At 70.9% G+C, this 25,030-nt stretch carries 25 protein-coding genes and 1 riboswitch; of the genes, 12 read left to right on the top strand and 13 right to left on the bottom strand.

The window, feature by feature from the left end; genetic code table 11:
* Positions 1–109 precede the first annotated feature (109 nt).
* From ACFWCK_RS12960 to ACFWCK_RS12970, 3 genes are all read left to right on the top strand, one after another.
* Entirely contained in the window at positions 110–1,510 is a 1,401-nt protein-coding gene (locus ACFWCK_RS12960) for an Nramp family divalent metal transporter (RefSeq protein ID WP_378806228.1), read from the top strand.
* A gap of 11 nt (positions 1,511–1,521) precedes the next feature.
* A complete protein-coding gene (locus ACFWCK_RS12965) occupies positions 1,522–2,037 on the top strand; it encodes a DUF6328 family protein (RefSeq protein WP_378806229.1) in 516 nt (171 codons plus the stop codon).
* A 61-nt stretch (positions 2,038–2,098) separates the two neighbouring features.
* Positions 2,099–2,449 carry a hypothetical protein gene (locus tag ACFWCK_RS12970; RefSeq protein WP_378806231.1) on the top strand — a complete coding sequence of 117 codons (351 nt, stop codon included), beginning with the start codon at positions 2,099–2,101 and terminating at the stop codon, positions 2,447–2,449.
* A 23-nt stretch (positions 2,450–2,472) separates the two neighbouring features.
* Here ACFWCK_RS12970 and ACFWCK_RS12975 read toward each other — a convergent pair whose 3' ends face one another.
* Positions 2,473–2,811 carry an ATP-dependent DNA ligase gene (locus tag ACFWCK_RS12975; RefSeq protein ID WP_233312711.1) on the bottom strand — a complete coding sequence of 113 codons (339 nt, stop codon included), beginning with the start codon at positions 2,809–2,811 and terminating at the stop codon, positions 2,473–2,475.
* A gap of 242 nt (positions 2,812–3,053) precedes the next feature.
* Between ACFWCK_RS12975 and ACFWCK_RS12980 the strand changes: the two genes are divergently transcribed.
* Complete coding sequence (locus tag ACFWCK_RS12980) at positions 3,054–3,272, top strand: hypothetical protein (RefSeq protein ID WP_233312710.1); 219 nt, start codon at positions 3,054–3,056, stop codon at positions 3,270–3,272.
* On the opposite strand, the gene ACFWCK_RS12985 is transcribed toward ACFWCK_RS12980, so the two are convergent.
* Both ACFWCK_RS12985 and ACFWCK_RS12990 read right to left on the bottom strand, forming a co-directional pair.
* The gene (locus tag ACFWCK_RS12985) at positions 3,269–3,799 is read right to left on the bottom strand and encodes an FHA domain-containing protein (RefSeq protein WP_378806233.1); all 531 of its coding nucleotides are present in this window, start codon (positions 3,797–3,799) and stop codon (positions 3,269–3,271) included. The genes ACFWCK_RS12980 and ACFWCK_RS12985 overlap by 4 nt on opposite strands.
* Positions 3,800–3,857: 58 nt before the next feature.
* Positions 3,858–4,742 carry an SDR family oxidoreductase gene (locus ACFWCK_RS12990; RefSeq protein WP_378806234.1) on the bottom strand — a complete coding sequence of 295 codons (885 nt, stop codon included), beginning with the start codon at positions 4,740–4,742 and terminating at the stop codon, positions 3,858–3,860.
* Positions 4,743–4,951: 209 nt separating this feature from the next.
* Between ACFWCK_RS12990 and ACFWCK_RS12995 the strand changes: the two genes are divergently transcribed.
* From ACFWCK_RS12995 to ACFWCK_RS13010, 4 genes are all read left to right on the top strand, one after another.
* Positions 4,952–5,206 (top strand): hypothetical protein, encoded by a 255-nt coding sequence (locus tag ACFWCK_RS12995; protein ID WP_233312707.1) that lies wholly within the window; start codon positions 4,952–4,954, stop codon positions 5,204–5,206.
* Between the two features lie 113 nt (positions 5,207–5,319).
* The gene (locus ACFWCK_RS13000) at positions 5,320–5,484 is read left to right on the top strand and encodes a hypothetical protein (protein WP_181158297.1); all 165 of its coding nucleotides are present in this window, start codon (positions 5,320–5,322) and stop codon (positions 5,482–5,484) included.
* Between the two features lie 120 nt (positions 5,485–5,604).
* On the top strand, positions 5,605–6,330 hold the full coding sequence (locus ACFWCK_RS13005; protein WP_378806235.1) for a phosphotransferase: 726 nt from the start codon (positions 5,605–5,607) through the stop codon (positions 6,328–6,330).
* A 77-nt stretch (positions 6,331–6,407) separates the two neighbouring features.
* Positions 6,408–7,538, top strand: a complete 1,131-nt coding sequence (locus ACFWCK_RS13010; protein WP_378806236.1) for a PQQ-dependent sugar dehydrogenase — start codon at positions 6,408–6,410, stop codon at positions 7,536–7,538.
* A gap of 10 nt (positions 7,539–7,548) precedes the next feature.
* Here ACFWCK_RS13010 and ACFWCK_RS13015 read toward each other — a convergent pair whose 3' ends face one another.
* The 3 genes from ACFWCK_RS13015 to ACFWCK_RS13025 are packed head-to-tail and all read right to left on the bottom strand — an operon-like array spanning position 7,549 to position 10,307.
* Entirely contained in the window at positions 7,549–7,959 is a 411-nt protein-coding gene (locus ACFWCK_RS13015; RefSeq protein ID WP_378806237.1) for a cupin domain-containing protein, read from the bottom strand.
* A 47-nt stretch (positions 7,960–8,006) separates the two neighbouring features.
* Positions 8,007–9,035: a zinc-dependent alcohol dehydrogenase family protein gene (locus tag ACFWCK_RS13020; RefSeq protein WP_378806239.1), complete on the bottom strand. Its 1,029-nt coding sequence runs from the start codon at positions 9,033–9,035 to the stop codon at positions 8,007–8,009.
* Positions 9,036–9,047: 12 nt separating this feature from the next.
* Positions 9,048–10,307, bottom strand: coding sequence for a multidrug effflux MFS transporter (locus ACFWCK_RS13025; RefSeq protein ID WP_378806240.1), 1,260 nt, complete (start codon positions 10,305–10,307; stop codon positions 9,048–9,050).
* Between the two features lie 102 nt (positions 10,308–10,409).
* Here ACFWCK_RS13025 and ACFWCK_RS13030 point away from each other — a divergent pair, with 102 nt between their 5' ends.
* The gene (locus ACFWCK_RS13030; protein ID WP_378806241.1) at positions 10,410–11,318 is read left to right on the top strand and encodes a helix-turn-helix domain-containing protein; all 909 of its coding nucleotides are present in this window, start codon (positions 10,410–10,412) and stop codon (positions 11,316–11,318) included.
* 47 nt (positions 11,319–11,365) lie between these two features.
* Here ACFWCK_RS13030 and ACFWCK_RS13035 read toward each other — a convergent pair whose 3' ends face one another.
* The gene (locus ACFWCK_RS13035) at positions 11,366–12,157 is read right to left on the bottom strand and encodes a class I SAM-dependent methyltransferase (RefSeq protein WP_378806242.1); all 792 of its coding nucleotides are present in this window, start codon (positions 12,155–12,157) and stop codon (positions 11,366–11,368) included.
* A 138-nt stretch (positions 12,158–12,295) separates the two neighbouring features.
* On the opposite strand from ACFWCK_RS13035, the gene ACFWCK_RS13040 reads away from it, so the two are divergent.
* Complete coding sequence (locus ACFWCK_RS13040; RefSeq protein ID WP_378806243.1) at positions 12,296–13,084, top strand: helix-turn-helix transcriptional regulator; 789 nt, start codon at positions 12,296–12,298, stop codon at positions 13,082–13,084.
* A 113-nt stretch (positions 13,085–13,197) separates the two neighbouring features.
* On the opposite strand, the gene ACFWCK_RS13045 is transcribed toward ACFWCK_RS13040, so the two are convergent.
* The 3 genes from ACFWCK_RS13045 to ACFWCK_RS13055 all read right to left on the bottom strand — a co-directional run bounded on the left by ACFWCK_RS13045 (position 13,198) and on the right by ACFWCK_RS13055 (position 18,767).
* Positions 13,198–15,327, bottom strand: coding sequence for an MMPL family transporter (locus tag ACFWCK_RS13045; protein WP_378806245.1), 2,130 nt, complete (start codon positions 15,325–15,327; stop codon positions 13,198–13,200).
* A gap of 361 nt (positions 15,328–15,688) precedes the next feature.
* Positions 15,689–17,449, bottom strand: coding sequence for a glycoside hydrolase family 3 protein (locus ACFWCK_RS13050; RefSeq protein ID WP_378806246.1), 1,761 nt, complete (start codon positions 17,447–17,449; stop codon positions 15,689–15,691).
* Between the two features lie 10 nt (positions 17,450–17,459).
* Entirely contained in the window at positions 17,460–18,767 is a 1,308-nt protein-coding gene (locus ACFWCK_RS13055) for an MFS transporter (protein WP_378806247.1), read from the bottom strand.
* Positions 18,768–18,966: 199 nt separating this feature from the next.
* Between ACFWCK_RS13055 and ACFWCK_RS13060 the strand changes: the two genes are divergently transcribed.
* The gene (locus ACFWCK_RS13060) at positions 18,967–19,605 is read left to right on the top strand and encodes a TetR/AcrR family transcriptional regulator (RefSeq protein ID WP_233312699.1); all 639 of its coding nucleotides are present in this window, start codon (positions 18,967–18,969) and stop codon (positions 19,603–19,605) included.
* Positions 19,606–19,689: 84 nt separating this feature from the next.
* Here the strand turns inward: ACFWCK_RS13060 and ACFWCK_RS13065 are convergent, their stop codons facing one another.
* The 3 genes from ACFWCK_RS13065 to ACFWCK_RS13075 form a co-directional block, all read right to left on the bottom strand.
* Positions 19,690–20,475 carry an energy-coupling factor transporter transmembrane component T family protein gene (locus tag ACFWCK_RS13065; RefSeq protein ID WP_378806248.1) on the bottom strand — a complete coding sequence of 262 codons (786 nt, stop codon included), beginning with the start codon at positions 20,473–20,475 and terminating at the stop codon, positions 19,690–19,692.
* Between the two features lie 53 nt (positions 20,476–20,528).
* A complete protein-coding gene (locus ACFWCK_RS13070) occupies positions 20,529–21,995 on the bottom strand; it encodes an ABC transporter ATP-binding protein (protein ID WP_378806249.1) in 1,467 nt (488 codons plus the stop codon).
* Position 21,996: 1 nt separating this feature from the next.
* Positions 21,997–22,635 carry an ECF transporter S component gene (locus ACFWCK_RS13075; RefSeq protein WP_233312696.1) on the bottom strand — a complete coding sequence of 213 codons (639 nt, stop codon included), beginning with the start codon at positions 22,633–22,635 and terminating at the stop codon, positions 21,997–21,999.
* Positions 22,631–22,740: riboswitch (TPP riboswitch) on the bottom strand. It overlaps the preceding gene by 5 nt.
* A 223-nt stretch (positions 22,741–22,963) precedes the next feature.
* Here ACFWCK_RS13075 and ACFWCK_RS13080 point away from each other — a divergent pair.
* Positions 22,964–24,871 (top strand): D-alanyl-D-alanine carboxypeptidase, encoded by a 1,908-nt coding sequence (locus tag ACFWCK_RS13080; protein WP_378806250.1) that lies wholly within the window; start codon positions 22,964–22,966, stop codon positions 24,869–24,871.
* Positions 24,872–25,030: the final 159 nt, after the last annotated feature.

Genomic DNA, 25,030 nt, shown 5'->3' on the forward strand with positions numbered 1-25,030 from the left:
CCCGACTCCGGGACCACGGGCTTGACAAACGTCGCCCGCGCGTTGCCACGACGCACACCTCCCCGTCAACCCACTGGTGCCGAGGAACGTGTGCGGCGACTCTGCCGTCATGGAAGATCGCTCCGACACGGGCGCCGACGCCCCCGACCGGCACCGAACGGACCACGGGTCCGAGACGGATCCGGACGCCGCGACGCAGACGGCGAGCGACGCGGAGAAGAAAAGGCCGGGAAGGATCGCGGGGGCGCTGCGCGTGCTGGGACCGGGCATCGTCACGGGCGCCGCCGACGACGATCCTTCCGGCATCGCCACCTATGCGCAGGCCGGCGCCAAGTACGGGCCCGCCCTGCTGTGGACCGTGCCCCTGACACTGCCGCTGATGATCGTGGTGCAGGAGGCATGCGAACGGATGACCCTCGCCACCGGCGACTCCTTCGGGGCCCTCATCCGCAAGCGCTTCCGCCGCGGCACCCGCACCTGGGTCACCGTGCTGCTGGCAGCGCTGCTCGTGTCGAACAGCGTGAACGCCGCCGCCGACCTGGTCGCGATCGGGCAGGGGATGCAACTGCTGCATGCAGGGCCGGCACCACTGTGGTCGCTCATCGTCGGTGTGGCGATCGGGTTCATCGTGGTCCGGGGCTCGTTCGAGTGGATCGCCCGCATCTTCAAGTGGCTCTGCCTGGTGCTCTTCGCGTACGTGGCTGTGCTGGTTGTGGCGCACGTCGACTGGCGCGCGGTCGGAGCGGGCCTCGCCGGGATCGGGTTCCGCTGGGACACGGGCTATCTCGCGCTCGTGGCCGCCGTACTCGGCACCACCATCAGCCCGTACATGTTCTTCTGGCAGACCGAGGAACGGGAGGAGATGCTGCGCAAAGGCGCCAAGCGCGATGATCCGCCCCGACTCGATGAGCGCCCGCCGGCCAAGGCGCGCCGGATGCTGCTGCTCGGCCGTCTCGATGTCATCACCGGGATGGTGTTCTCGGTGGCCATCATGTTCGCGATCATCGTCGGCTCGGCCGCCACGCTGGGGGCGCATCACAAGGCGGTCTCCTCCGCCGCGGAGGCTGCGCAGGCGCTCCAGCCGATCGCCGGCGACTACGCGTCCATCCTGTTCGCACTCGGGTTCATCGGCTCCGGGATGCTGGCCGTTCCGGTGCTCGCCGCATCCGGTTCCGCCGGGTTCGCGGCGCTGATGGACCGCCCTTGGAGTCTGGACAGGCCGCCGCATCGGGCGAAGATGTTCTACGCCCTGCTGCTCGTGAGCCTGCTCACGGCGATCGTCCTGGCCTTGGTCGGCGTCGATCCGATCGGCCTGCTCGTGATCGCCGCCGTCATCAATGCCATCGCCGCGGGCCCGTTCGTCATCGTGCTGATGTTCGTGACGGGCGACGGAAAGCTGATGGGGAAGCAGCGCAACGGCCCGATCGCGCGCGTACTCGGATGGGCCACCGCCGTCATCATGTGCGTCGCCGGCGCCGTCGGCATCTTCGCCCTGGTGACGGGATCATGATCCGTCCGCGGGTGACGACGATCGCGGGAGCATCGCAGCAGGACATCTCGAGGCGGTGGGAACGGATCCTGCAGGAACTGCGGGTCACGCAGACCGGGACGCAGATCATCTCCGGCTTCCTGTTGTCCGTCGCATTCCAGCCGACCTTCAAGAGCCTTCCCGAACATGCGCGCGTCATCTATCTCGCATTGGTCGTCCTCGCCTGCATCGCGACGCTGCTGGGCCTCCTTCCTGTCGTGCAGCACCGCAAGCGCCCGGAGCGCGACCCGGATCGACGGCTCGTCGCGACCGGCTCGCGGATCCTCATCGCGCTCCTGGTGCTCGTGACCCTGCTCGCCATCGGCGTCGCCGTCTTCGTCTTCGATGTCGTACTGGGAGGTCTCGCCGCGCTCACCGCGGGTGGCGTCGCGCTGATCGTCGGGGCCTTGGTGTGGGCGCTGCCGGCCCATCCGCGCGTGCGTCGCGCGCAGCACGGGCTCGAACCGTCCAACGCCGACGCGACGCCGTTGTCAAGGCCCTCGCGGTGACCACGGCGATCGCCGACCCTGGGTCGAGACCGAGAGACAGAGATCAGCAGAGGAGAGATCGATGAGCGAGATCGAGGATGAGGGGCTGCTGCCGCCGAACGTGCATCACGCGCGGCCCGAGAAGCCCGAGCAGACCGACGAGGACGCCGCCCGTGAGCGTGCCGCGGAAGGCGCCGAGGAGGAAGGCACCCATGGCGACGAGGATCCGCATCAGGGCGGGCGGCGACACCCGCACGCGGCGAGCGCCGGGCACCGTCGGCCTGACGAGTCGGACGATCCGTATGCGAAGCCCGGCGAGGATCCGTACGGCGAGCGCGCTGCGGCGACGCCGACTAGTCCCGAACACGGCGACGACCCGGGACGAGTCGACGACGAGACGGGCGAGGCCGGCACCGGCGAGCCGCCGGACTGACGCCCCGGCGTTTCAGCGGATCGTCACTGGATCTGACCGCTGTCGTCGATCTGCATCTCATCCACCTGCGTCGGCTCCGGGATGAGGCGGAGGCCGCCCGGTGTGTTCGCCAGCTGGCTGAGCGCCTCGATCCACAGCCGGTTCAGGGGCGGGCGGCGCCCGCCGTGATAGGTGAAGACCATGTTGCAGGACGGGTGGATCCAGACGGAGGTGCGCCCGTGCCCGATGCTCGGGTCGTCCTTCCAGGTGAAGTAGAACGGCTCGCCGCGTCGGAGCTTGTTGGCGATCACCATCTGCACGTGGGCCAGCGCGCGGTCGTCGAGATCCGCGTGCGTCTGCCCCTCATAGCTGAATCTGCCCATCTGGTTCGCTGCCTCCTCGACGCTTGTCCGCACATCGGACCCACCTCACATCATCGTCCGTGCGGCCGATCGCCGGGACCCCCTCGACACCCACGCACAGAGGATGATAAGTCTCCGCTGCCGCGACCGGAACCCCCAGGCGCCGCCACAGGCCGATGCCTACCGTGGTCGCATGCGGACCCTCCCGGTCCGCGCCGCGGACACGGGGTGGTCTCCGATGCCCGCCGATGAAGGAGGAGCTCATGTTTCCCGAGATCCATCTGCTGCCCGAGGTGCACAAGTGGTGGCCTCACCTGTCCGCCCGGTCGAAGAAGAGGCTGGAGGAGCAGGACGACGGGGTCGTTCCCGATGACGTCCGCGAGGAGATCGAGCGGATCGTCGGGGAGACCGTGGATCCGTCGGCGCGGCTCAGCGACGGCGACCGCACGTTCATCCGCACGCAGCAGGAGATGGTGGACTAGCGTTCGACGTCGCGCCGCTCCTCGACGTCGCGCTGCACGGCCATGGCTTCCTGCCGTGCCGCGTCCCGTGCCTGCGACGAGCGCCGCGGGTAGTCGGGCCGGTCCGGCTGCTCCTGCTGATCGGAGAACTCCCCTCCCTCGCGCCCTCCGAACGGGCGCCCGTGGTCGGCGAACTCCTCGCGCATGAACACGAGTCGCCACGGGCCGAGGCTGAAGCGCGCGCCCGTGCGCAGGACCTCGACGTCCCTGCGCTCCTCCTCGGCCGACTTCTGCACGTTCGCGCTCGTCTCCCCCGGTCCTCGCATGTCGAGTGCGTATTCGTCGTGGGAGTCGTGGCGGATGACGGCGTGCACCGGATCCGTGTCCGGAAGCCGCAGGCCGGCGTCCTGAGCCGAGCCGATCGTGACGCCGTCGTCCGGGATGTCGAACACGAACCTGGTGGTGGCCGATGCGACGAGCAGCCGCGGCCGCCCGGCGCCCCAGCCCGCGTGAGTCGTACTGTCGGGGTGGGCTTCCGTCTCGTTCATGACGTCACTCCTTTCGAATTCGGTCTCGTCGTGGGCTCGGTCCTGCGACTGCTGGAGGTCAGAGGTGGCGTCCGCCCGTGACGGGGATGATGCCGCCGGAGACGTACGACGCATCCTCGGAGGCGAGGAACACATAGGCACCCGCGAGCTCCGCGGGCTGACCCGCGCGCCCGAGGGGGGTGTCCTCTCCGAACGCCGGCAGTTTGTCCGGCCAGCCCGTCGCCGGGATGAGCGGCGTCCAGATGGGTCCCGGTGCGACGCCGTTGACTCTGATCCCGTGAGGACCCTGCTGCTCGGCGAGCATCTGCACGAAGGCCACCAGAGCCGCTTTCGTCAGCGCGTAGTCGAACAGCGCGGGGGACGGATCGTAGCCCTGGATCGACGTGGTCGCGATGATCGAGGACCCCGGGCGCAGATGGGGCAGTGCGGCCTGGGCGAGCCAGAACGGTGCATACAGGTTGGTGTGCATGACCTTGTCGAATTCCTCCGGCGGGATCTCCTCGATCTCCCCTCGACTGCGCTGATATCCGGCATTGAGCACGAGGATGTCGAGGCCGTCGAGACTCTCCGCGGCATCCGCGACCAGATCCGCGCACACCTGCTCGTCCGTCAGATCCCCCGGGAGCAGCGCGACCATCCGGCCGGCCTTGCGGACCCAGTCCGCGGTCTCCTCAGCGTCCGCCTGCTCCTCGGGCAGATAGCTGAGCGCGACATCGGCGCCCTCGCGTGCGAACGCGATCGCCACCGCCCGGCCGATCCCCGAGTCACCGCCGGTGATCAGCGCATGCCGGCCTGGCAGACGCGCCGAGCCGCGATAGCTCTCCTCGCCGTGGTCCGGCCGAGGTTCCGTCTCCGCCAGCAGCCCGGGCTGGTCGTTGTGCGGATCCGGCGGATCGCGGGGTGGCGGGTACTTGATGCGGGGGTCGGTCATGCTGTAGCTCATGCCCGGCACGCTAGGCAGCACGGACCGGCGCCACGAGGGGCTTGACGTTCGCGGCCGAGATGTCTAGTGGCCGTTGGCCGTCTCCCCGCAACCGACCGCGCAGGCCCCCTCCGCCCCGCTGTCAATAGCCCTCCACCACCTGGGCTGTCAAGAGCCGTGACGTCGACCGATGCAGCGCTCAACCTCATCCGTGGACGAAAGGAAGCGAGATGTCGATGATGACACCCACGCGCTTCGAGATGCGCCGGCTCACGGAGAACGAATGGCTGATCCTGGACGACAGCTTCGACCGCACGGACGCGCGGCACACCGTCGCCTGCGTGACCCGCGTCTCGGTGGAGCAGGTCGAGGTGGTCTGGCTGCGGCCGGTCACCGAGCGGATCCGCTACGGCTCCGTCGCCGACGTGCTGGAGGCCGTGAGCAATGCCCCGTCAGGTCGACCACTCGCGGACGGGTCGACCTGAGACGCCGCTCCTGCCATCCCTGACCCCTCGTCGTCAAGCCCCTGTGCGACGGCTCCCGTCACCGCCTACGGTGAGTCAGCGGTCGCACCAGCGACACGTGGAAGGAGTCCGTCATGAACATCCTCTTCGTCATCATCATCATCGTGGCCATCATCCTGGCCATCACCGGTGGTCTCGTGCAGTCCCTGAACTTCCTGCTCTGGGTCGGACTGGTGCTGCTCGTCCTCGCTGTGATCGCTTGGCTGCTGCGCTCGGTCACGGGTCGCCGGGCGCCCTGAGTCGCATCGCGCGGACGCAGCCGCTCGGCCTGATCGACGCAGACCAGGACGACAAGGCGTGATCCCGAGGGGAGTCGGCGATGCCGGCTCCCCTCTCCTCTCGCCGGGCAGGATGGATCCATGAGCATCCCCGTCGACGACGTGACCGTTCCCGAGCGCGTGCGCGAGCTGGCCGGATCCGCCGCGCTCACCCCCGTGTGGGAGAACGGGATCGGGGGGCTCACGTTCCGCACCGACGACGGACGGTACGTCAAATGGGGCCCGCGACACCTCGAGGCGTCGATGCGAGCCGAGGCGGAGCGGATGCGCTGGGCGAGCACCTGGACACTCGTGCCGCACGTCCAGGACCAGGGCGAGGACGGCACGCACGAATGGCTCGTGACGTCGGCGATCCCGGGCCGCAGCGCCGTGGATCCGGTCTGGATCGCCCGGCCCGAGGCGGCCGTGCGCGCGGTCGGAGCCGCACTGCGGCAGCTGCACGATGCGCTGCCCGTCGCGGAATGCCCGTGGAGCTGGGGCGTCGAGGATCGGATCGCGAATGCCGCGGAGCGCGGGATCGTCGTGCCGGGGCGGCTGCACGCAGCACCGGCGATCGACCGTCTCGTCGTCTGCCACGGCGACGCGTGCGTGCCGAACACGCTGCTGGACGACGCCGGTCGGGGCATCGCGCACGTCGACCTCGCGGCCCTCGGCGCCGCCGACCGCTGGGCCGACATCGCGGTGGCCTCGATGAGCACGGCGTGGAACTACGGGCCCGGATACGAGGATCTGCTCATCGAGGCGTACGGCGTGGATCCGGATGGTGAACGTCTCGCGTACTACCGCGACCTGTGGGACGCGACCTGAGCCACTCGCAGCGCAGACCTGGCGGGAATCCCGGACGCCGGGGATCCTGAGAGGACGCACCGACATCGGAGGTGATCATGTACGCGCCCGCGAGGAGCACGGGAACGCGCTCCGGATGCATCGTCGCTGCGCTCGCGCTCGCGATCGCGCTGACCGCCTGCGCGCCGTTTACCGCGCCGACGGTGACGGGCACCCCGGCCGAACACGCGGGCTCTTCGTCGCCGGCGACGTCCGCCCCGACCGCACCCTCCGTCCTGGCCACCGGACTGACAGCGCCGTGGTCGGTCGTGCCGATCGGATCCGGGGCGCTCATTTCGCAGCGAGGCGACGGGCGGGTGCGGGAGTGGACCCCCACGGGAGGGCTGCGCGACGTCGGCACGGTTCCCGGCGTGGTCTCCGGCGGGGAGGCGGGACTGAACGGGCTCGCGATCCACGACGACGGTGGCACCAGGTGGCTGTACGCGTATCACGCGACCGCCGACGACAACCGCGTGGTGCGGCTGCGGCTCACCGGCGACGCCGCCGCGCTGCGGTTCGATCCGGCGACCGCAGAGGACGTGTTCACGGGCATCCCCCGCGCCGCGAACCACGACGGCGGCAGGATCGCCTTCGGCCCCGACGGCATGCTCTACGTCGGCACCGGCGACGCCGGGCAACGCGACCGCGCCAGGGACCGGGACTACCTCGGCGGCAAGATCCTGCGACTCACTCCGGAGGGGCGGCCCGCCCCCGGCAACCCGTTCGACACCGCGGTCTACAGCCTCGGGCACCGCAACGTGCAGGGGCTGGCCTGGGACAGCGCCGGCACGCTCTGGGCGAGCGAGTTCGGACAGGACACCTGGGACGAGCTGAATCGCATCCAGCCCGGCGGGGACTACGGCTGGCCCGACCACGAGGGCCGCGCGGGCGCCGCCGACGCGATCGACCCCGTCGTGACGTGGCGTCCTTCGGAGGCCAGCCCGAGCGGCATCGCGATCGTCGGGGACGTCGTCTACATCGCTGGCCTGCGCGGCGAGCGGCTGTGGACGCTCGACACGAGATCGCCCGATCCGCAGCCGCGGGCCGCCTACGCCGGCGACTTCGGCCGGCTGCGAGACGTGGTGGCGGCCCCCAACGGCGCCCTCTGGGTGCTCACGAACAACACCGACGGGCGCGGCTCGCCGCGCGACGGTGACGACCGCCTGCTGCAGGTGCCGGCGACGCGCTGACCTTCGGAGCTCACCCCGCGCTGCGCCCCGCGTACTCCGCGTCGGTGACGTGCTCCTTCCAGACGGTGGTCCTGGCGGGATCGTCTCCTGCTTCGAGCATCGCAAGGTGCTCCATGAAGCAGTCCGGCGCGGCGCCGTGCCAATGGTCCTGCCCCGGCGGAGTGTAGAGCGTCTGTCCCGGTCGCAGTTCGATGATGTTCCCGCCACGATCGCCCACGAGCGCGACCCCGCTGGTCACCCGGAGGTACTGCCCTCGCGCGTGCGAGTGCCAGGCGGTGCGCGCACCGGGGGCGAAGCGCACCAGGGCGACCGTCATGCGCTGGTCGGCATCGTGCGGCGCGGCGATGCGGTCCAGCCAAACGTCGCCGTGGAACTGCTCCGGCGGGTTCTTGGTCGTGGGAACGGCGGGTTCGATGTCCATCTCGCGCTCCTTGCTCTCGTTGTCGGTTCGGCGGCCGGGCGATGCGCTCAGTCGGTCGTCAGCAGCACTTTGGTGGCGCGGCGCTCGTCCATCGCGCGGTACCCCTCCGCCGCGTCTTCGATCGACAGCGTCAGGTCGAAGACCGCACCAGGATCGATGCGCCGCTGGAAGATCAGATCGACGAGCTCCGGCAGGAAGCGGCGCACCGGCGCCGGCCCGCCGTGCAGGTGCACGCTGGAGAAGAAGACCTCCGCACCGTCGAGTGCGACATCATGGGACACCCCCACGAATCCGATGTGCCCGCCGGCGCGCGTGGCGCGGATCGCCTGCTCCATCGGCTCCTGGGTGCCGACGGCCTCGATCGTGGAGTGCGCCCCGATCCCGCCCGTGAGCTCCCTGATCCGGGCGACGCCCTCTTCGCCGCGCTCTTCGACGATGTCGGTCGCACCGAAGCTGCGGGCGAGCGCCTGCCGATCGGCATGGCGGGACATCGCGATGATCCGCTCCGCACCGAGCTGCTTCGCGGCGAGCACGCCGAGCAGTCCGACCGCACCGTCCCCGACCACCGCGACGGTCTTGCCCGGGCCCGCCTCGGCGGCGACCGCGGCGAACCAGCCTGTGCCCAGAACATCCGAAGCCGCGAGCAGCGAGGGGACGAGTTCGGCGGGCGGCTCCCCCGGCGTCACGACGAGCGTGCCGTCGGCGAGTGGAATCCGGGCGTACTGCGCCTGGGTTCCGACCGAGCCCATCATCACCTGGTGCACGCAGCGCGATTGGTAGCCGGCCGCGCAGATCTCGCAGGTGTTGTCACTGGCGACGAAGGATCCGACGACGTAGTCACCGGGCCGGATACGGGTGACGGCCTCACCGACGGACTCGACGACCCCGGCGTACTCGTGGCCCATCCGCTGCCCGCCCGCGCGGATCGGCTCGGCTCCGCGGTAGGGCCACAGATCAGATCCGCAGATGCAGGTGGCGGTGACGCGGATGATCGCGTCGGTCGGTGAGACGATGACGGGCTTCTCGAGCTCTTCGGTCCGGACGTCTCCGGGGGCGTGCATGACGACTCCACGCATGATGCTCTCTCCTCAGTGTGCAGTGGTGACGGTGGCCGTGGTGGTTGGTGCGATGCCCGAGGCGGCCTGCCGGGATCGGGCGAGCACTGCGAGCGCGATGGCCGCGAGGACGGTCGCGGTCACCGTGACCGCGCCGAGCGGCAGGATGCTGCGGGCGCCGGCGACCCCGACGAGAGGCGCGGCGACGCCGCCGAACCCGAAGCGGACCATGCCGAGCAGCGACGAGGCCGTGCCGGCGATCTGCGGATACTCCACGAGCGCGAGGGTCGTGGCCGGCGGAGAGGCGGTCGCGACACCGCTCGCGAGCGCGAACAGCGCGACGAGCACGCCCCAGAGCGGCATGGGCGCGATCCCCGAGACGAGCAGTCCGAGCGCGCCGACCCCGGCGATCCCGACGCCTGTGGTGAGTGTGCCGCGCACGCTCCAACGCTCGGCGGCGCGGCCGGCGAGATGGCCGAACACCATGAACCCGGCCGAGTTCGCCCCGAACGCCACGGCATAGGCCTGCGGGGACAGACCGTAGATATCCTGCAGCACGAAGGTCGCACCGGCGAGGTAGGCGAACAGCGCTGCGTACAGGAAGCCCTGGTTCAGCACCGCCCCGAGGAAGATCCGGTCGGCGAGCAGTGTGCGGAAGTCATGCAGCGTGCGCCCCAGCCCACCGACGGTGCGGTGCGCGGCGGGGAGGGTCTCCCGGAACGCGAACAGCGTGATCAGCAGGATCGCGGATCCGATCGCGGCGAGGAACAGGAACAGCCCGCGCCAGTCGGCGACGGTGTTCAGTACACCGCCCAGCAGCGGGCCGACGATCGCGGCGAATCCGCCGATCACGGTGAGCCGGCCGTAGAAGCGGATGAGAGCGCCCCCGGCGTACACGTCGCGGCCCGCGGCCTGCGCGATCACGATGCCCACGCCGCCCGTGAGCCCCTGCACGAGGCGGGCCGCGATCAGCAGACCGATCGTCGGCGAAGCGGCACACAGGGCCGAGGTCGCGATGTACGCGGCGATCCCGATCAGCAGGATCCCCCGGCGCCCGTACCGGTCCGAGAGCGGGCCTGCGATCAGCTGCCCGAGTGCGAGCCCGATGAGGCACGCGGTCACGGTCAGCTGGGCGACCGAGGTGTCGGCGCCGAGCTCCCGGGTGAGGGCGGGGAGGGCCGGCAGGTAGAGGTCCATCGAGATGGGGCCGAACACGGTCAGCAGAAGCAGGAGCGACGGCAACAGTCTCGAGACCGCGGGCTGCGCAGCGGATCCTGTGGCGGTGCGGTTCATGGTGACCACTCTGCGCCTCGGCCTCCGCCCGCGGGAGTCCCTGGCGAGGGGTGTACCGGCAGGGCATCCCTCGGGCGTCCCGATCGGCTTACTCTGCTGTGCATGGACAACAGAGCCGAGGTGCGCGAGTTCCTCATGACTCGCCGCGCCCGCGTCTCTCCGGAAGCCGCAGGGCTTGCTGCAGGAACGAACCGTCGCGTGCAGGGCCTACGCCGCAGTGAGGTCGCCGCGCTCGCCGGCGTGAGCGTCGAGTACTACGCCAAGCTCGAACGCGGTGCGATCGCCGGCGCCTCGGCAGCGGTGCTCGACGCGCTCGCGGAGGCGCTGCAACTCGACGACGCCGAACGCGCCCACCTCCTCGACCTCGCTCGCGCTGCCGACGGCATCCCCACGAGCGGCCGGGCACGGCGCCGCGGGAGCGGCCGAGCGGCGCCCCTGCGTCCGAGCCTGCAATGGGCGCTGTCCTCCATCACCGACGGGGTGGCGTTCGTCCGAGATCCCCGGCAGAACCTGCTCGCCACCAACGCCCTGGGGCGGGCGTTCTACTCGCCCGTGATCGGCGACGGCGGGCGCACGCCGAATCTCGCGCGCTTCCAGTTCCTGGATCCGGCCGCGCGCGACTTCTACCCCGATTGGGACCTGTTCGCCCACATGTGCGTCGGTGTGATGCGCGCGGAGGCCGGACGGGATCCGCACGACACCGCGCTGCAGGAACTCGTCGGCGAACTGTCCACGCGCAGCGAGGTGTTCCGCCGCCTCTGGGCCGCCCACGACGTGCGCCGCCACGGCGCCGGCACGAAGCGCTTCCACCACCCGGTCGTGGGCGAGCTGACTCTCGCCTACGAGGAGCTCGCGATCACCGCGGAGCCCGGCAACGTCCTCCTCGTCTACACGGCCGAGCCCGCGTCGCCCTCGGCCGAGCGGCTCGCCCTGCTCGCCTCCTGGGCGGCGACGCACCAGCCGGAGCGGCCGGCCGCCGTGTCATCCGCTAAAGCCGACGCAGACGGCTGAACCGGGCGCGGTCCACCACCGCGGACGACGGGGCCGTGCCTCCCGGGTCAGACGCGGCAGAGGATCTCGCCGTGCAGCACCGAGAGCCAGCCGTCGTCGCTCGCGGCCCACTCGCGCCAGCCGTCGCTGACGCGCTGCAGGTCTTCGGGGGTCGCCGCCCCCGCGTCCAGGAGCTGGCGTGCGATCGCGGAATCGAGGATCCGGTCCGCCCACATGCCGCCCCACCACGCGCGGTCCTCGGCATTCGCGTAGCACCAGGTGCTCGATGTGGCCGTGACGTCGGCGATCCCCGCCGCGTGCGCCCAGGAGAGCAGCCGACGACCGGCGTCCGGCCGGCCCGCGTTCGCGTGGGCCGCGGTGCAGTAGAGATCGAGCCAGGTGTCCAACGCCGGCACCGCGGGCCACCAGCGGAAGCCGCCGTAGTCGCTGTCACGCACGGCGACGATCCCGCCCGGCCGGGTGACGCGGGCGAGCTCGCGCAGCGCCTGCACCGGGTCGGCGATATGCTGCAGCACCTGGTGGGCATGCGTCACGTCGAAGCTGTCGTCCGGGAAGTCCAGGGCGTGTACGTCGGCGACGCGGAATTCGATGTTGGTCACGCCGCGCTCAGCCGCGGTGGTGCGACTGAGCTGGAGCTCCTCCGCCCCGATCTCCGTGGCCACGACCTCGGCCACCCGCCCCGCCAGATCCGCGGTGATCGTGCCGGGGCCGGCCCCGACGTCGAGCAGTCGATCCGTCGGACGCAGGTGCGGCAGTAGGTACGCGGCCGAGTTCTCCGCCGTGCGCCAGCGGTGCGATCGCAGCACCGAATCGTGGTGTCCGTGTGTGTAGGCGGGCATCGGGTCTCCTCGGCTCTCAGGTGTTCTGGATCCCCAGCGTTCCGGTTCGGTGCGTCATGGGGAAGACCGTAGTCTTCCTAGGAGCGCCGCACCCTCGTTCGACGGCGCCCGTTCACTCGAGGATCCAGGAGGCTGCGGATGTCGAACGCTCTCGGCGACTTCCTCCGCGCCCGGCGCACCGACGCCCGCCTGCAGACCGAGGCGTCGAGGGCCGGCGGGCGCCGCCGCACCACGGGCCTGCGGCGCGAGGAGGTCGCGACCGCCGCGGGCATCAGCGCCGACTACTACACCCGGCTGGAGCAGGGGCGCGAGAAGCATCCCAGCGACGCCGTGCTCGATGCGCTCGCCCGCGCCCTGCAGCTGGATCCGGACGCGACCGACCACCTCCATCGGCTGCGCGACGCCCATCCCGGCACGACGCGTCCCGAGCCCGCGGACGCGCCCGCCGTCGACGACGCACTCGTGGCGCGCATGACGATGCTGGTCGACGCCGTGCGCCCGAACCCCGCGTACGTGCTGGACCGGCTCAGCACGGTCGTCGCGGCCAATCCCGAGGGGCTCGCGCTGCACGAGGGGCTCGCCGATCTGCCCCCGGCCCAGCGCAACACCTGCCGTTCCCTGCTGCTCGACCCGCGCGCCCGCGAGACGTTCGTCGAGTGGGAGGAACTGGCCCGCGGCGCGGTCGCGCACCTGCGCGCCGCCAACGTGGGCGACCTGCAGGATCCGCAGCTCGTCGCGCTCGTCGACGAACTGAGCGCCTCCAGCCCCCTGTTCCGGGAATGGTGGAGCGGCCATCTCGTACAGCGCCGACGCGGCGACATCACCCATGTCCGCGCCGCCGACGGCACCGTCATCGCCCGCCGTTACGAGGTGCTGCACCTGCCCGAAGACGGGGTGCGGATGACACTGTGGCTGCCCGCCGTCTGACGCCGTCCGCGCATCTGAGGTGGTCGAGCCAGGAATCGCAACACCCGAGACGAAACGCGGCACCCTCCTCGGGGCACCGCGTTTCGTCTCGCTGCTCCTTCGTCGCTGCTCGCTCAACGACCCCGAGGAGCGGTGACGAGATCCAGGTCGGGATCCGGATCCGGGGCATCGGCCTCGGCCGCCGTCGTCCGTGAGGAGCGGCGCAGCCGACCGGGCCACCAGATCCGATCGCCGACGAGCGCGAAGATCGCCGGCACGATCACCGTGCGCACCACGAGCGTGTCGACGATCACGCCGACCCCGACGATCAGGCCGAGCTGGCCGAGCGTCACCAGCGGCAGCACTCCGAGGGCGGCGAACACCGCCGCCAGCACGATGCCCGCGCTCGTGATCACGCCGCCGGTGTGCGCGATCGCCTCGACCATGCCCTGTCTAGTGCCGCGGTCCGCGGCCTCGGCACGGGCGCGGTGCACGAGGAAGATCGTGTAGTCGATGCCCAGCGCGACGAGGAACAGGAACGCCAGCAGCGGCACCTGCAGATCGAGCGCGTGCTGCCCGAACAGCACGCGGCTCAGCCACGCGCCGGCGCCGATCGCGGCGAGCGCGCTGGCGAGGTTCACAACGAGCAGCAGCACCGGGGCGACGACCGAACGCAACAGGATCAGCAGCACGAGGAAGCTCACGAGCAGCACGAGGGGCGCGATGAGCAGCAGATCCTGCTGATTGCCGGTGCGGGCGTCGAGGTCGGTCGCGACCGCCCCGCCCACGAGGGCGTGCCCATCCGGAACGGCGTGCACGGCATCGCGCAGCTCGGTGATCTGGCTCAGGCTCTTCCCCGTGCTCGGCGCGTACTCGCTCGTCACCATGATCTTCGTCAGGTCGCCGTCCCCCGTGGCGCCGACCGGTTGCACGCGCACCACCCCCTCGACGTCCTTCGCCGCGGCGACCACGTCCTGAGCCTGCGCCGTATCGGCGACGATCAGGATCGGCTGCGCCTCGCCCGCAGGGAAGTGCGCCGAGAACACCTCGAGCCCCGCCGCCGACTCCGACGGCACCCGGAACTTCTCCACCTGATCGAGCCCGACCGCGGTGCCGAACAGCCCCGCGGCCATCACCGCCAGCAGCGCTCCACCCGCGAGCAGGCTCAGGACCGGACGCTTCACCACGCCGCCGGCGATTCCGCGCCAGACCCGTCCCTGCCGGCGCTCATCGCCCGGGCGCGGCACGAACGGCCAGAACACCTTCCGGCCGCACACCGCGAGGATCGGCGGCAACAGGAACAGGACCGAGGCGAGCGCGATCAGCAGCCCGATCGCGGAGGAGATCCCGAGCCCGTGGGTCCCCGGGATCACGGCCAGCACGAGCGTCAGCAGTGCCAGCACCACCGTGACGTTCGAAGCGAGGATCGCGGGCGCCGTCTTCCGCCAGGCGGTGCTGAGCGCCCGCCGGTGATCCACCTCCTGCTGCAGCTCCTCGCGATAGCGCGAGATCAGCAGCAGCGCGTAGTTCGTGCCGGCGCCGAACACCAGCACGCTGATGATGCCCGCGTCGAACTGCAGGCCCCACGCGGATCCGGCCGCCGCGGTCATCCGTCCCGCGAGCCCGTCCGCGAGCGCCACGACCACGAGCGGGATCAGCCACAGGATCGGCGAGCGGTAGGTCGCGATGAGCAGGACCGCGACGATGAGGATCGTGACGATCAGCAGGGTGAAGTCGGCGCCTTCGAAAGCGGAGGCGACGTCGGCGCCGAACGCGGGACCTCCGGTGACCTGCAGGGTGAGACCGTCCGGTGCGTGCGCCGTGACATCGGAGCGCAGCGCCGCGATCGTCTTCGCATTCTCGGCGTTGGCCTCCGACGCGGTGATCGGGGTGATGATCACGGCGGCCTTCTTGTCATCGCTGACCACGGGTCCTGACGGATCGGCGGCCGCGCGGGCGCCCAGGACCGGGACCAGATCCTTCAGTCCCGCCAGGTCCGCATCGGACAGCGTGGCGCCGTCCGTCCGAGAGGCCACGACGAGCACCGACTGCCGATCCGCGTCGGGGAAGGTCTTCAGGAGCTCGGAGACCCGGGTCGACTCGGATCCGGCGGGCGCCTGCGCGTTGCCGCCCGGCGCTTTGGCCGAGCCGAACGCACCGAACAGCAGGACCATGAGAAGGAGGACGAACCCGAGCGAGATCCACGCGCCGCGGCGCGAGGTCAGAGCATCGGAGAGGCGCGAGCGCGCGACGGAATCTGCCATGCCTCCAGTCCACCGGCGCGGGCGCCGCCTGCCATCGTGCACAAGGTTGAGCGAAAGATCGATCGAAGGGACGAGACCGGATCCCTCGGGGGCCATCGAGCGAGGACGCGCAGAGACCGCCGACCGTTGAGCGAGGACGGCGGAGCCGACCGAGACGAAAGGCGGCACCCGTCGGACCAGGTCCGCAGGGATGCCGCGTTTCGTCTCGCGCCTCGCGGAGACCCGCACTGAGCGAGCGAAGCGAGTCGAAGTGTCGGTGCTCGCTCAACGACCCCGAGATGACGAACGCGGCCTCCCGGAGGAGGCCGCGTTCGTGGTGCCGGGTGCCCCGAGTTCTCGGGGCACCCGGGGCGGGGTGGCGTCAGTACCGCAGGCCGTGTCCGAACCGGAAGGTCGGGTTCTCGGTGTCGAATGCGACGTCCGAGCGGCTCGCGACGACAGCCGCGTCCGATCGGGGCAGGTCGAACGGCAGCGATCCCTGTGGTCCGCGCTCGCCGAACAGCACCCGCAGCACAGCCGCGTCCGAAGCGCCGTAGTCGGCCAGCACCGCGCGCGCCGATTCTTCGAGGCCGCCGAGCACGGCCGGCCGGTCGAGGTAGACGTCGATCACTGTCGGCACGGCCGCGGCGATCGCGGTGAGGCGCGCGTGCTCCTCCGCCGGGAACTCGAGCGATCCCGAGTGGAACATCGCGGAGAACCCGCCGCGATCGCGATCCTCGAACGGCGCCTTGATCCGCAGGATCGCGACGTCAGCCTCCTCCGGGGTGGTCACGGCGGTCGCGTACCCGGCGAGCGCCTCGGCGGCGACACCCTCGGCGTAGACCTTCACGCCGCGCGAGAGCGGAAGGATCGCGTCGGTGTTCGTGAGCAGGGTGAGCGAGTCGCTCTGGGCGTCGAGCCCCTCCTGCACGAAGTCGGCACGACCGACCACGGCCGCCGCGTGCTCCTCATCCACGTACGGGGCATCGAACAGCCCGAGACGGAACTTCTCCCGCAGCAGGCGCCGCACGGAGACGTCGAGCCGATCCTCGCCGACGGTGCCCGCGGCGAGCAGACCGAGCAGCTCGTCGGTGCACAGCTCGCCGCCGAACTGGTCGATCCCGGCATCGAGCGCCTTCACCATCCGCTCGGGGCGGGTGAGGTGCTCGACGCCCCAGGCACGGGCCGGCATCGGCGTGCCCATGATCTCGGCGTCGGTGAGCAGGCCCCAGTCGGTGCAGACGATGCCCTCGAAGCCGAGCCGATCGCGCAGCAGGGTCGTGAGCACGTCCTTGTTGAAGCCGAAGCCGACCTCCTCCCAGTCCGTGCCGACCGGCTGGCCGTAGTACGGCATCATCTGGGTCGCCCCGGCGCCGATCGCCGCGATGAACGGCTTGAGGTGATACTCCTGCGCTCCGCCCGGGTACACCTGCTCCTTGCCCCACTCGAAGTGCGGGTCCTCCCCGTCGAGCTGCGGACCGCCGCCCGGGAAGTGCTTGACCATCGTCGAGACGGACTCGTGGCCCAGCTGGGCCCCCATGAAGCCGCGGATGTATCCGACCACGAGGTCGCTGGTGAGGTCGGCGCTCTCACCGAAGGTGCCGTTGATGCGGGACCAGCGCGGCTCGGTGGCGAGATCGATCTGCGGGTGCAGAGCGACGCGGAGCCCGACCGCGAGGTACTCCTGGCGGGCGATGTCGCCGAAGCGCTCGAGCCGCTCGGGAGACGCGAGGGCCGCGAAGCCCAGCGTCTCCGGCCACTGGGAGAAGGGCCCGGCGAGGATCGAGGTGAGCGGGTTGTCGCTGAACGCGTGCCGCGGGTCCGTCGACAGGGTGATCGGGATCCCCAGTCCGTCCTCACGGGCGAACCGCTGCAGCGCGTTGCTCCACGCCGCGAACTCGCGCCCGTCGGGCGCGGAGCCCAGCAGGTTGAAGTGGTTCATGCGGCGCTTGCGGATCATCGAGTGCGCCGAGGGGATGCCGAAGGTCGGGTTGGATTCGGCCGGATCCCCGAACGACACCATCGTGTGGAACAGCATGCCGACCTTGTCGGCGGCGTCCATCCGGCTCAGCAGATCGTCCACGCGCTGCTCGATGTCGAGCGACGCATCCTGGTACGGGAAGCGTACCTCGTTGTCCGTCATGGATGTCTCCTTACTTGGTGGCCTTGATGAACCAGACGCACACGGCGCCGAGGATCGAGAGGACGATGCCGATGGGGAACAGCGCCCAGTAGCCGAGCGAGAGGGCGATCGCACCGCCCACGGCCGGGGCGAGGGTCTGCGGGAGGGTCGCGGCGATGTTGACGACGCCGAGGTCCTTCGCGAAGTTCTTGGCGGACGGCAGCACCTGGCTCATGAGCGCGGTGTCGACCGCCTGGAACATGCCGAAGCCGAGGCCGATCACGAAGGTCATGATCATCCAGGACGTGAGCGTCGGCCAGACCCAGGGCAGGATCAGCGCGAGACCCATCACCACGGACGAGCCGAACACGAACGGCTTGCGGCGCCCGACCCTGTCGGAGAGCGGACCCGAGACAGCCGTCGCGATGATCACGCCGGCCAGGCTGATGAGCCCGAGGAGCGGGATGACCGTCTCGGGCTGCTTCACCTGCAGATAGTCGGTGAGGATGTACAGCTGGTAGCCGATCACCCCGAAGTAGCCGGTGTACAGCAGCAGCCGGCCGGTGAAGGCCCAGAAGAAGTCGGGGTTCTTGACCGGGTTGACCCAGAACGTCTTCAGGAACTCGACGAAGCTGAACGGCTCCGAGGCGAAGTTCGTGCTGGGGTGGTCGGGGTTCGCCAGGACGAAGCCGAGCAGCACCAGCACCGCGAAGACCGCGAACACGATGTAGCCGACCGCGATGCTGTGGAAGAACAGGGCGCCGAGGACGGATCCGCCCAGCGCGCCGATCATCAGGCCGATCCCCGAGAGCGTCGCGAACGTGCCGCGACGGGCGATCGGCACGCGGTCGGGCAGCACGGCGCTCAGCGGACCCTGCGCGAAGTTGAACGTGATCTGCACCAGCGACCACGCGATGATGAAGCCGACCAGAGAGTTCGCGAACGCGAGCCCGACCAGCGACAGCGCGCCGGCGAGCGCGCCGAGCACGATCCACGGCGCACGCCGCCCGAAGCGGGAGCGGGTGCGGTCGGAGATCTGGCCGGCGACGGGCTGCGCGATCATCGCCACGAAGGCGCCGATCGTGCTGATGATGACCATGTTCGCGAGCTTGCCCTCGTCTCCCAGCGCCACGCGCACCTGCTCGGGCAGCAGCACTCCGGGCACGGCGCCCCAGATCAGGAAGATCGCGAAGTTCGAGGGCAGGATCCACCAGAGCAGCCGCCGCACGCCCTTGATCGGTGTGGGCGGGTCGTCCTCGCCGGAGGCGGTGGCGACGAAGGTGGTCTCGGTGATGGGGGGACGCAGCTCTTCAGGCGCGTCAGAAGAAGTCGACGACATTGTCAGTCCTTGAGGGGAGGGCGGTGGGATCGGGTCCGCCGGGCGGGGGCGTTGGAGACGTCCTCGGATCCGGCTGATGGCACGCTAGCATGAAAACCGACACAAGTGTAGGTTTTTGTCCGAGCGACCTCCTCGGTCGCGGGCACGGCGTCGCAGGCGATCCCTTCCGGCGCCCGCAGACGCATACGATGGGACACCGATGACGACCGAACGCGGATACACCACGGGCCGGGCCAGGCGCGAGCGCATCATCGCCGCCGCCACCGCCCTGTTCGGACGCGTCGGCTTCAACAGCGCCACGATGCTCGAGATCGCGCAGGTCTGCGAGATCTCCCGCGCGGGATTGGCCCACCACTTCCCCACCAAGGAATCCCTCATGGAGGCGGTGCTGGAGACCAGGGACCGCGAGGATCGCGAGCGGTTCCGTCGCAACGGCTCGCAAGGTCAGGACGGCATCGGCATCCTCCGCGGCATGGTCGATCTGGCCCGGCACAACACCGAGGTGGGCGGGATCATCGCCCTGTACGCCGTGCTGTCCGCCGAGGCCGCCGACCCCTCGCACCCCGCCCACGACTACTTCGTGCGGCGCTACGAGCGGATCAGATCCGGCACGGCGAAGGCCCTGCGGGACGCGCGGGCCGCAGGGCATCTCGCACCGCAGGTCGACGAGGACCGCGCGGCCGCAGAGCTCACCGCCCTCATGGACGGCCTGCAGCTGCAGTGGCTGCTCGACCCCGGATCCGTCGACATGGCCGATGCCGTGCGCCGCCGCATCGAGGAGCTGCTCGTGGTTCCCCTCGGGGACGAGGTCGCCCCTCAACCCAGGAACGTCCGCTGACCCTCATCCCGTTTCGAGGCGCGATGTTCGTCCTCTCCGGGGCCCGGAACGAGCGAACATCGCTCCTCGAAATCACGCCAGGCGCTATGACCAGACGAACCGGAACGTGCCGAACAGCACGGCGGCCGCGATCGACAGCGCCATGATCGCCGCACCCCCGACGAGGGCGACGGCGTCACGTGCCGACAGTCGGGAAGGCCGCGACCAGGTCCGCGGGATGTCGGATCCGAACCCGCGCGCCTCCATCGCAAGCGCCAGCTTCGTCCCACGGCGCACGGCGAAGACGAGCAGTACGAACGACATGGTGAAGAAGCGCCGCAGCACGCCGCGGTCCCCCACGCCACGTGCCCGGCGGGCGAGCGACATCGTGCGCCAGTCATCCAGGAACAGGCCGAGCATCCTGGTGCCCGCGAGCACGCCCAGCACGAACCGGCTGGGCAGATGAGCGACCTGCGCGAGCGCGTCGGCGAGCTCGGTCGGATCCGTGCGCGCGAACAGCAGGATCGTCGGCAGGCCGAGTGCCACGACACGGATCGACACCGCGATCGCGAGCTGGATCGACGCCTCGCTGATGTGGGCGAAGCCGAAGCTGAAGAACACCTGCCCACCGGGGGCGGCGTAGAGCAGCATGCTCACGCCCGCGACCGGGGCGATGACCAGCAGCAGCGCCAGCCGGCGCAGCACGGTGCCGAACCGGAGCCCCGTGAGTGGAATGCACAGCAGCTGCAACCCGATCGCGACGAGCCCGCTCGTGACGTCGATCGAGGCGAACAACGGGATCGACAGCAGCAGCGCGAGCAGGATCCGGGTGACCGGGTTGACCCCGTCGATCCACGCGCGACCGACCGGCTCCGGTTTCGAAGCGCGCACATGGCTGCTTCCGACGGACATATCGAGCGCTTTGCGCTCTTCGAAACCCGTGCTCACGCTGCCACCGCCGCCGTCAGTCCGATTCGTTGCCCGCCGAGGTGGCGGATCACGTCGTCGTCGTGAGTGACTGCGATCACGGTCGTACCGCGCGCGATCTCCTCCTGCAGCAGGCTCACGATCCCGATCCAGCCGCGACGGTCCTGTCCGAACGTCGGCTCGTCGAGCACCACGACCGCGGGCGCCGCGGCGAGCACCGTCGCGACCGAGAGCCGGCGCTTCTGCCCGCCGGACAGGGTGAACGGGTTCGCCGCCGCCAGCGCGGTGAGTCCGAGTCGCTCCAGCAGAGCGTCGACGACGGCATCGATCCGGTCCTTGTCCCAGCCGAGTGCACGCGGCCCGACCGCGAGCTCCTCGCGCACGGTCTGTGCGAGGAACTGGTGCTCGGGATCCTGGAACACCATCCCGATGCGGGTCAGCAGCTCGCGAGACGTCCAGCGCGACGGGTCCAGTCCGCGCCGCCCGCGCAGTCGTTCGGCGGCCTCGACGGCGCCCTCGAGCGGATCCAGGAGCCCGGCGAGCGTGAGCGCGAGCGTGGATTTGCCCGCCCCGTTGGGACCGACGATCACGGTCGCCGCACCGTCGGGAACCACGAGGTCGAGCCCGTGCTGCACGGCTCGACGACGATCTCGGGTGACCGCCAGATCGCGCGTCGTGAGGATCGCGCCCTCCGGATCCGCGGCAGACAGCACCGGCAGCTCCGGCAGGCGCACCGGGTGACCCGGCACCCACACACCGGCATCGGCCAGGGCGTCGCCGTGCGTGCCGAACACCTCGGCCGGGGCGCCGTCGGCCAGGAGCCCGCCGTCCGCCCCGACGACGATGACGCGCGTCATCATGTCCGCCCACACCGCGGTGCGGTGCTCGATGACCACCAGCGTCGCGCCGGTCGCCTCCACCACCCGCTCCACGCTCGCGCGGATCTCGCGCACCCCGTCCGGGTCGAGGTTGGCGGTCGGCTCGTCCAGCAGCAGCAGCCCCGGACGCATGGCGAGCGCTCCGGCGAGCGCCAGCCGCTGCTTCTGCCCGCCCGAGAGCGCCGCCGTCGGCCGATCCCGGGGCACGTCCAGACCCACCGCGTCGAGGGCCTCGCTGACGCGCGCGGGGATCTCCTCCGCGGGGACGCCGAGGTTCTCGCATCCGAAGGCGACATCGTCGCCGACCCTGCTCAGCACGACACCGGCGTCGGGATCCTGCAGCACCAGCCCGATCCTGCCGCGCTGACTCTCCGGATCCGCGCCGTCGACCTGAAGGGATCCGCTGCGCTCCCCCTCCTCGGCATCGCCGAGCAGGCCGGCCATGCCTGTCAGGAGCGTCGACTTGCCCGCACCGGAGGCGCCGAGCAGGAGCACCCGCTCCCCCGGCTCGATCGTGAACGTCACGTCGCGGACAGCGGGCAGGCGGCGACCGGCGTAACGCCAGCCCCACCCGTCCGCGACGACGCGAGCAGCACTCGCGGTCATGTCAGACCTCGCGGCGGAGCTCGCGTCCGGCGGCGAAACGGCTCAGCGCACCGGTCGCGGCGAGCGCGCGCACCAGCAGCCAGCCGAGGACGCCGGCCAGCAGCGCACCCGACACGACCAGGGTGCCGAGGTAGATCGCATTGAACTCGACCGACTTCAGGATGTTCGGCGAGCTGCCGTAGAACAGCTCGAACAGCCAGGCGCCCGCGGCGGCGGCGACGCCCGCGAGGGCGGCGACCGGCAGCGAGAACCGGCGGTAGAGGAAGATCGCGAAGATCAGCTCGGCGCCGAGCCCCTGCGCGATGCCCTCGAGCACCGTGGACACGCCCCAGATGTTGCCGATCAGCATCGAGACGATCGCCGCCACGACCTCGACGACGAGGGCGGCTCCGGGCTTGCGGATCACGAGCCCGCCGACCACGCCGCCGAGCAGCCAGATCCCGACGGCGACGCCACCGAGGCCCGGCGTGAGGCCGTCGGCCGCCGTGAACCAGGCGTAGCCGATCGTGTTCCAGACCCAGAAGACCAGGCCGATCGCGACGCCGAGCACGGCGGCCACGACGATGTCGACGACGCGCCAGTTCAGGCGGCGTGCGACGGCCCCGCTGTTCACGTTCTGTGCGGTTGCAGATGCATGCATGAGAAATGCTCCTCCCTGCGCCGGCATGATCCGGATCAGGTTCGACGGTCGAAGCGCGATTCGCTCCCTCTCAGCCCGGCTCGCCGGACTCCCGTGGTGATTCCGCCCATCTTAGCCCCGCGGACGAGCGCGGGCGACCGTCCAGTCGTGATGTGACGAGGCAGTCGACCGGTCGTCCGACCGCGGACGCCCTCGGCCCATCCGCCGCTCGCCGGGCGCGACCTGTGGCCTCCCGTGATCCGAAACGCTGGGCGCGCGGTGAGCGAGGCGACTCCGCGCTCGCACGCCGATCCCGCGAGTTGACAGGGGCGCCCGATACGGTAGGGGGGTGAACAATGACGACGGTCCGGGGGCCGCCCAGGTCGATCCGGAGATCGTCGACGCCGAGGCACCCGACGCCGAGCGTCCCGGCTCGGAGACCGACGGGTCGGCCGTCGAGCCGGCAGGGCTGTTCTCGACGTCCCCGGACGGACGCGGATCCGCGGCGTTGTTCCCCACCCAGGACTCCCCCGCCGCCCGCCCGCTCTTCCCCGCGCCGGGCGCACCCGTCTCCCCGCCGCTGTTCGAAGGAACGGGGACGGCCGTCGACGCCGCGTCTACCGCCGCCGAGAAGGATCCGGCCGCCGAGGCCGCACGGCCCAGCCTCTCGAAGGATCCGATCGCCGAGCCGATTCCCGTCGCCAAGGACGGAGACCCGGCGCCCGTCGTCCCGGCTGCGACGCCCGCGACGGAGCCGACCGCGTCGACCGCGTCGCCCTCCGACTCGGTCGCCACCCGCGCCACCCGGACTGCCACTGCCTCCTCGGCGCGGACTGCCGAGCCGTTCCCGGGCACCGCCGCCGACGCAACTCCCGCCACCGCGCGGCCACTGCCCTCGGCGTCGCTCGTCCGCGGTCCCGATCGCACACCGACCGCCGCTCTCGCCTGGGTCGATGTGGCTCGCGTGGGCACCGGTGCGGCAACGGCCGCCGCCGCGCCGCCCCGGGCGCTGCTCGACGACGCGCCTCACCGCAGCCTCGCCCGGCCCGGCGTTCTGGTGCCGCTCGCCGGTGTGCTCGCCGTGATCGTGGCCTATGGCGCCACGACGGCGCTCTGGCCGCTCAACGCCGTGAAGCCCGTCACCTCACCGGTCCAGTTCCAGCCGGCCGCCGCCCCCGTGGCTGCCGCTGCCTGGCCCGGCTCGGGCAGCGCTGCCGTAGGTGTCGAGGGCATCGGCACGATCGCTTCGGCCGAACAGCCGGTGCCGATGGCCAGCATCACCAAGCTGGTGACGGTGCTCGCCTCGCTCGACAAGCTGCCGCTGAAGGCCGGCGAGCAGGGTCCGTCGTTCGCGTTCACGCAGGCCGACAGCGACGAGTACTGGAGCTACCTCCGCCAGGATCAGTCCGCCCTCGATGTCCCCGTCGGAGGGTCGCTCACGCAGTATCAGCTGTACGAGGGGATCCTGCTCGGTTCCGCGAACAACTACGCGGACCGGCTCGCCCGCGAGGTCTGGGGCTCGGAGGAGAACTACGCGGCCGCCGCCAACGAATGGCTGCGCCAGCACGACCTCGGCGACATCACCGTCGTCACTCCATCCGGATTCGACTTCGGAAACGTCGCCACTCCGCGCGCGCTCATCCAGTTGGGCCAGATCGCCGAGAAGAACCCGGTGATCGCCGGGATCGTGAAGCAGAAGAGCGTCGAGCTGCCCGGCGCGGGCGTCGTGGAGAACACCAACGGACTCATCGACGACGCTGGCATCGTCGGAATCAAGACCGGCACGATCGGCGACGGGGACGACACCCGCTACAACCTGCTCTCGGCCAAGGACGTCAAGGACAGCGACACCGTCGTGCGGATCTACGTCGCCGCGCTCGGACAGGGCAGCGATCAGGGCCGGGTCGATGCCTCGCGGGCGCTGTACGCCGACATCGAGGCCGCTCTGAAGGACCAGCCGCAGACGGTGGACAAGGGTGCCACGCTGGGCACGGTCGACACCGCCTGGGGCGAGACCACCCAGGTCGTCGCCGCCGCGGACGGCCGGGTCGTGCTGTGGAACGGCGCCTCGGCCACGGCGACCACCAAGTTCTCACTCGGCGACGAGTGGAAGGCGGGGGAGAAGGCGGGAACCCTCAGCCTGAAGGGCCCGCTGGATTCCGCCTCGGTGCCGCTGGAGCTGCGCACGGCCCTGCACGGCCCGAGCCTCTGGTGGCGCCTCACCCACCCGCTCGAGCTGTTCGGCCTGACGAAGTAGGCCGCTGGCTCCGGGACGCACGGCGACCGGGATCCGGCCCGACGGGGATCCGGCCCGCCGCCTCCGCCCGGGCGACGCCGCCTCCGCCCGGGCGATCCCGCCTCCGCCCGGGCGATGTCGCCCCCACTGACGCGGAAGCGCCGCCGCCCTGCGAACAGG

Source organism: Microbacterium sp. NPDC060117, assembly GCF_042729315.1.
GTDB lineage: Bacteria > Actinomycetota > Actinomycetes > Actinomycetales > Microbacteriaceae > Microbacterium.

What these genes read in the sequence shown, in the direction of transcription:
- ACFWCK_RS12960 (WP_378806228.1), top strand. Translation starts at nt 110, where the DNA reads ATGGAAGATCGCTCCGACACGGGCGCCGACGCCCCCGACCGGCACCGA.
- ACFWCK_RS12970 (WP_378806231.1), top strand. Translation starts at nt 2,099, where the DNA reads ATGAGCGAGATCGAGGATGAGGGGCTGCTGCCGCCGAACGTGCATCAC.
- ACFWCK_RS12975 (WP_233312711.1), bottom strand. Translation starts at nt 2,811, where the DNA reads ATGGGCAGATTCAGCTATGAGGGGCAGACGCACGCGGATCTCGACGAC.
- ACFWCK_RS12980 (WP_233312710.1), top strand. Translation starts at nt 3,054, where the DNA reads ATGTTTCCCGAGATCCATCTGCTGCCCGAGGTGCACAAGTGGTGGCCT.
- ACFWCK_RS12985 (WP_378806233.1), bottom strand. Translation starts at nt 3,799, where the DNA reads ATGAACGAGACGGAAGCCCACCCCGACAGTACGACTCACGCGGGCTGG.
- ACFWCK_RS12990 (WP_378806234.1), bottom strand. Translation starts at nt 4,742, where the DNA reads ATGAGCTACAGCATGACCGACCCCCGCATCAAGTACCCGCCACCCCGC.
- ACFWCK_RS12995 (WP_233312707.1), top strand. Translation starts at nt 4,952, where the DNA reads ATGTCGATGATGACACCCACGCGCTTCGAGATGCGCCGGCTCACGGAG.
- ACFWCK_RS13000 (WP_181158297.1), top strand. Translation starts at nt 5,320, where the DNA reads ATGAACATCCTCTTCGTCATCATCATCATCGTGGCCATCATCCTGGCC.
- ACFWCK_RS13005 (WP_378806235.1), top strand. Translation starts at nt 5,605, where the DNA reads ATGAGCATCCCCGTCGACGACGTGACCGTTCCCGAGCGCGTGCGCGAG.
- ACFWCK_RS13010 (WP_378806236.1), top strand. Translation starts at nt 6,408, where the DNA reads ATGTACGCGCCCGCGAGGAGCACGGGAACGCGCTCCGGATGCATCGTC.
- ACFWCK_RS13015 (WP_378806237.1), bottom strand. Translation starts at nt 7,959, where the DNA reads ATGGACATCGAACCCGCCGTTCCCACGACCAAGAACCCGCCGGAGCAG.
- ACFWCK_RS13020 (WP_378806239.1), bottom strand. Translation starts at nt 9,035, where the DNA reads ATGCGTGGAGTCGTCATGCACGCCCCCGGAGACGTCCGGACCGAAGAG.
- ACFWCK_RS13025 (WP_378806240.1), bottom strand. Translation starts at nt 10,307, where the DNA reads ATGAACCGCACCGCCACAGGATCCGCTGCGCAGCCCGCGGTCTCGAGA.
- ACFWCK_RS13030 (WP_378806241.1), top strand. Translation starts at nt 10,410, where the DNA reads ATGGACAACAGAGCCGAGGTGCGCGAGTTCCTCATGACTCGCCGCGCC.
- ACFWCK_RS13035 (WP_378806242.1), bottom strand. Translation starts at nt 12,157, where the DNA reads ATGCCCGCCTACACACACGGACACCACGATTCGGTGCTGCGATCGCAC.
- ACFWCK_RS13040 (WP_378806243.1), top strand. Translation starts at nt 12,296, where the DNA reads ATGTCGAACGCTCTCGGCGACTTCCTCCGCGCCCGGCGCACCGACGCC.
- ACFWCK_RS13045 (WP_378806245.1), bottom strand. Translation starts at nt 15,327, where the DNA reads ATGGCAGATTCCGTCGCGCGCTCGCGCCTCTCCGATGCTCTGACCTCG.
- ACFWCK_RS13050 (WP_378806246.1), bottom strand. Translation starts at nt 17,449, where the DNA reads ATGACGGACAACGAGGTACGCTTCCCGTACCAGGATGCGTCGCTCGAC.
- ACFWCK_RS13055 (WP_378806247.1), bottom strand. Translation starts at nt 18,767, where the DNA reads ATGTCGTCGACTTCTTCTGACGCGCCTGAAGAGCTGCGTCCCCCCATC.
- ACFWCK_RS13060 (WP_233312699.1), top strand. Translation starts at nt 18,967, where the DNA reads ATGACGACCGAACGCGGATACACCACGGGCCGGGCCAGGCGCGAGCGC.
- ACFWCK_RS13070 (WP_378806249.1), bottom strand. Translation starts at nt 21,995, where the DNA reads ATGACCGCGAGTGCTGCTCGCGTCGTCGCGGACGGGTGGGGCTGGCGT.
- ACFWCK_RS13075 (WP_233312696.1), bottom strand. Translation starts at nt 22,635, where the DNA reads ATGCATGCATCTGCAACCGCACAGAACGTGAACAGCGGGGCCGTCGCA.